Source organism: Coprobacter sp., from assembly GCF_982436375.1.
On the sequence record NZ_CEWDCG010000222.1, the window covers coordinates 1 to 4,443 of the forward strand.

Genomic DNA, 4,443 nt, shown 5'->3' on the forward strand with positions numbered 1-4,443 from the left:
GAATATGCCGAAGGCGAAAGACCTCAATAAAAATAAGACAATATAAAATATACCAATAATTATAATTTAAATTGAGTTTAACTATGAAAGCAATGAGAAAATTAGTATGGATGCTTCTTGCTGTTTCGATGGTGGGATTTACATCTTGTGACAGCGATGATGATGACTGGATCGATGATGGCGGACAAGGCAGTGGCGGTTCGGACGAAGGAGGCGTTGCTACTCCCTCGGGTAGCGGTACTTATGCGGATCCTTGGAATGTTGCCGCAGCAAAAGAAAATCAAGATACCGATTATAAGTTCGTAAAAGGGTTTATTGTAGGACAAGTTCCCAGTGGAGATTTGGAAGAAGCTCAATTCGAGGCTCCGTTTAGCGGAACCAGTGTATCTGGTGAACCTCTGACTGAAGGTCAGAATATTTTGATCGCAGCAACTGCAGATGAAAAAAATGTAAATAATTGTCTTGTTGTACAATTGAATCCCGGTGCTTTGCGTACAGGTTTGAATCTGATTACCGAAGGCAATGCGGCTAAAGTTTTGGGTAAAGAAGTAATTTTACAAGGAAACCTTGAGAAATATTTTGGTGTGGCCGGGATGAAAAGCTCTTCTTATGCGACATTGGTAGAGAGTGGAGAAGAATTCGGTGCTATAATAGATCCGGATGGGGATTTTAATGTTCCTGAAATATCTATTGCTGACATTCGAGCTATGCATCAAGGTTCTGATATTACCATCACTGAAGATAAAAAACTTGTGGGTGTGGTGATTTCAGATGTTGTAAACAATAATATTTCTTCTTTGAAACAGTTGTATGTTGCAGCCGAAGACAACTCATGCGGTATCGTTGTGTTCTGTAGTGAAAATGCTTCATTCAATCTCGGAGATAAGATTGAAGTCAGAGTAAAAGATTTGTCGCTGGAAAATTATAAGGGATTATTGGAGTTGAATGGTGTACCTTTGGTTAATATTCGGAAAGTCGGTACGGGAACGATAACTCCTCGTCAGACGACTGTTGCTGAAGTAATAGCCAACATTGATCAATGGCAGTCAACTTTGGTTACGGTACAGGGAGAATATATTCCTAAACTTGATACGGGTACGTTTGGGGCTGATAAAAAAGCAACAACGAATACGATTAAAGATGGAGAAACAACGATAAATTCTTATGTTTCTGGATATGCTAAATTTTATTCAGAAACAGTTCCTACCGGAGTAAAAACAATTACGGGTATTGCTGGTGTTAATAATAACACACCTCAATTAAATATTCGTAATGTTGATGATATAAAATAAATCGTGGATTTTAAGATAATAAAAGAGCTGGCCGTTTGGTCAGCTCTTTTTATTTCAGTATATTTGCTCGCTTTATTAATTAATTTCGGAGTCATAAACCTATGTTGAAAAAATTTCGGATATTTCTTTTATTCTTATCGATCTTCAGTCTTATCCGTGCTGAAATTCCGGAGGGATATTACCCGGCGACGTTAAATGGAAAGAAAGAACGGGAACTGAAAACCGCCTTTCATTTATTGCTCAAAGATCACACTCGTATCGGATATGGTGCTTCGGGGACGTGGAAAGTATTCAGGTATAGCGATGCCAAACCGGGAGGGATAGTTTGGGACATGTATTCCAATACGGTACGTTACTTTACATCGGGAAGTACGGGAGCGACGAAAAATATGAATATAGAACACTCCGTACCGAAGAGTTGGTGGGGGGATGCGGCAGATTATAACGGTACGACTCCGTTTACGCGTTTTAAGTATGAGGCGTCGTATGATTTACACCACTTGACTCCGGCCGATGCTGGTGCGAATGAACAGAAAAGTAATTATCCTTTGGGGGTGGTCTATACTGAATCTTGGTCTAACGGAGTTACGAAAGTCGGTACCGGATATATCGGTGGTAAAGCTGTATCTGTATTTGAACCGGCAGATGAATATAAGGGAGATTTTGCCCGAATGTATTTTTATTTTGTAACCTGTTATCAAGACTATACATGGGTGAGTCTCGGAACAAAAATGTTCCAGAGAAACGATTATCCTACATTAACCGACTATGCCCGGAACTTGTTGCTGGAGTGGAGCCGTCAAGATCCTGTCAGCCAGAAAGAGATAGATCGGAATGACGGTGTTTATAAGTTTCAGCATAACCGTAATCCGTTTATAGATTTTCCTGATCTTGCCGAATATATCTGGGGAACAAAGACGGACGAGGCTTTTTATTTGGGTGCGGGAATTACAAACTGGCAGACCGGAGATTATTTTATCTTTCCGAGTTCGACTATCGGAGAGTCTGTCGAAAAGTCATTCAGAATTGAGGGAATACAAATTGAATCGACCGTATCGTTGATCCTTGACGGTGAAGATAAAAATATGTTTTCTTTTGCCGTATCGTCACTTTCGGCTGATGAAGTGAATGCCGGGACGGATGTCGGCGCTACTTATATGCCTTCTTCAGCCGGATTGCATAAGGCGACGCTTATGTTGGCTGCCGATAATATCGCTTCGGTCGCTGTTGAATTACGGGGAGTATCCATACCTCAAACGATAAGGCGGATCGTTCCTGTGGGGTTGAAAAAAGAATATTCTTTGAACGATTCGGAAGTCGCCTTGAAATTGAGTGAAACGCTTCCCGGTTGTACATGGGAAGGCGATGGGGTGAGTGCGAATGTCTTTACTCCGGAAAAAGCCGGTAAGGGTACACATACATTAAGGTGGAAGTCTTCATCCGGTTGCGGGTCGGTACAGGTTGTCGTTAAATGATAAAAACAGGAAATGATGAGAATATACAATATAAATTATACGGGAATAGTGGCTTTATTTTTATTTTCTATCCTTTTTGTTTCTTGCAAGGATGAAAATAAAAATGATACGCCCAAAATACAGCTCGATGTTTCTGAGATTATTGTAGAAGAGGGAGAGGCTGTCGTGGTGACAGTTTCCGGAGTAGAGAGTTTTACAGCTTCTATAGCACCCGAAAATATTGCAAGTGCCGGAGTCTCGGGGAATGTAATTCGAGTCAAGGGGATACAGGCCGGTAAGGGTACTTTGACAGTAACTTCCGGAGAATATACTGTCTCATGTCCTGTGACCGTCTCCGGGGATTTTTATAAGGATACGGATGTCCGTATCGAAGGGTGGAAGAATGATATTGTATATCCTGAAAAAGAAGAGGGATATTCTTTCTCGAGAGAGAAAGGTTTTGATGCATTGGGGCTGGCAAAGAGTCGGTCGATTGTTTGGGACTATGCTCCGTTAGGGGATGATGCGACTTTTTTTCGGATAAGCGTTTCCGGTGATTTTGTAGAAGAAGGGGAAATATTGGAAGACGGTTTGGTGGTGATTCGTGAAGCCGGACAACCGGATCGTTCTCTGATTGCCGAGAGGACCGTTTTAAATAAAATTTCCGGTAAGAGATATTGGATAACATTCGAGTTCGGAGGTTCTCGACAAGATATTCGTTTAGTTGCCGACGGATTTTAATCGTTAACTGTTGATAAGACAAGCAGGGTGACTCGAAGAAAATTTATTCCTCGGTCACCCTGCTTGTTTCGGTGTAAGAGCCAATCTGTATTTCTCCGATAAAGATGAAACAGGCCCTGAAAATAGCGTTACTTATAATCTTTCAACATCTCTTGTAAACGTTGACGGGCAAAGAAGATGCGGCTTTTGACTGTGCCTAACGGCAACTCCATCTTTTCTGCAATTTCATGATATTTGAATCCCGCCACGTGCATAGAGAACGGAACTTTGTATTCGTCCGTAAAACTGTTTATTGCTTTGGTAATTTCTTTCACGGTAAAAGAGCCTTCGGGAGTATTGAATCCTGATTCTTGAGGGAGATTAAGATGATATAATTCTTCGGTTTGATCGACGATGGTCTGATTGCGGACTATGCGTCTGTAATTGTTTATAAAGATGTTCCGCATAATCGTAAATACCCAACCTTTGAAATTTATATTATCGATATACTTCTCCTCGTTATCGAGGGCTTTTAATGTTGTGTCTTGAAGCAGATCTTTTGCTTCTTCCCGGTTCGATGTCAGCATATAAGCAAAATTTAGCAGATTGTCTTGTAATCCCAACAATCTCTGTTGAAACGAATTTGAATTCATACATTCAAGAATTTAGATTAATTAATTGATATTGTCTTATATTGCTACTGCTCTTTTATCGAAGTTATTAAGATAAAGGGAGAGTTCAAAAAATATTTTCTTAAAAAAATCCCTTTTGTATAGTTAAATAACAAAAGTTGTGCTTTTTTGAAATGTGTTGAGTTTTTTTGAGGGCATTTTGACATTGATTGCTTTTTTGATGCCTCTTCTTCGAGATCTGCTTGACTTGTAGTTTTTCTCATTGTTGTAGATTTTGTTTTTTGGTTAATATAAATAATGCGAATCAGCAGTTGGCTTTCTGATTCAAAAATTAAAAATTAACAA

At 39.9% G+C, this 4,443-nt stretch carries 4 protein-coding genes; 3 read left to right on the plus strand and 1 reads right to left on the minus strand.

The window, feature by feature from the left end; all coding sequences use genetic code 11:
- The first annotated feature begins 83 nt into the window (after positions 1-83).
- The 3 genes from AC1WHX_RS10695 to AC1WHX_RS10705 all read left to right on the plus strand — a co-directional run bounded on the left by AC1WHX_RS10695 (position 84) and on the right by AC1WHX_RS10705 (position 3,487).
- Positions 84-1,292, plus strand: a complete 1,209-nt coding sequence (locus AC1WHX_RS10695; protein ID WP_022390929.1) for a DUF5689 domain-containing protein — start codon at positions 84-86, stop codon at positions 1,290-1,292.
- A 101-nt stretch (positions 1,293-1,393) separates the two neighbouring features.
- Positions 1,394-2,767: an endonuclease I family protein gene (locus AC1WHX_RS10700; RefSeq protein WP_122337414.1), complete on the plus strand. Its 1,374-nt coding sequence runs from the start codon at positions 1,394-1,396 to the stop codon at positions 2,765-2,767.
- Positions 2,768-2,779: 12 nt separating this feature from the next.
- Complete coding sequence (locus AC1WHX_RS10705; RefSeq protein ID WP_147412104.1) at positions 2,780-3,487, plus strand: hypothetical protein; 708 nt, start codon at positions 2,780-2,782, stop codon at positions 3,485-3,487.
- A 128-nt stretch (positions 3,488-3,615) separates the two neighbouring features.
- Here AC1WHX_RS10705 and AC1WHX_RS10710 read toward each other — a convergent pair whose 3' ends face one another.
- Complete coding sequence (locus AC1WHX_RS10710; RefSeq protein WP_481229324.1) at positions 3,616-4,119, minus strand: RNA polymerase sigma factor; 504 nt, start codon at positions 4,117-4,119, stop codon at positions 3,616-3,618.
- Positions 4,120-4,443: the final 324 nt, after the last annotated feature.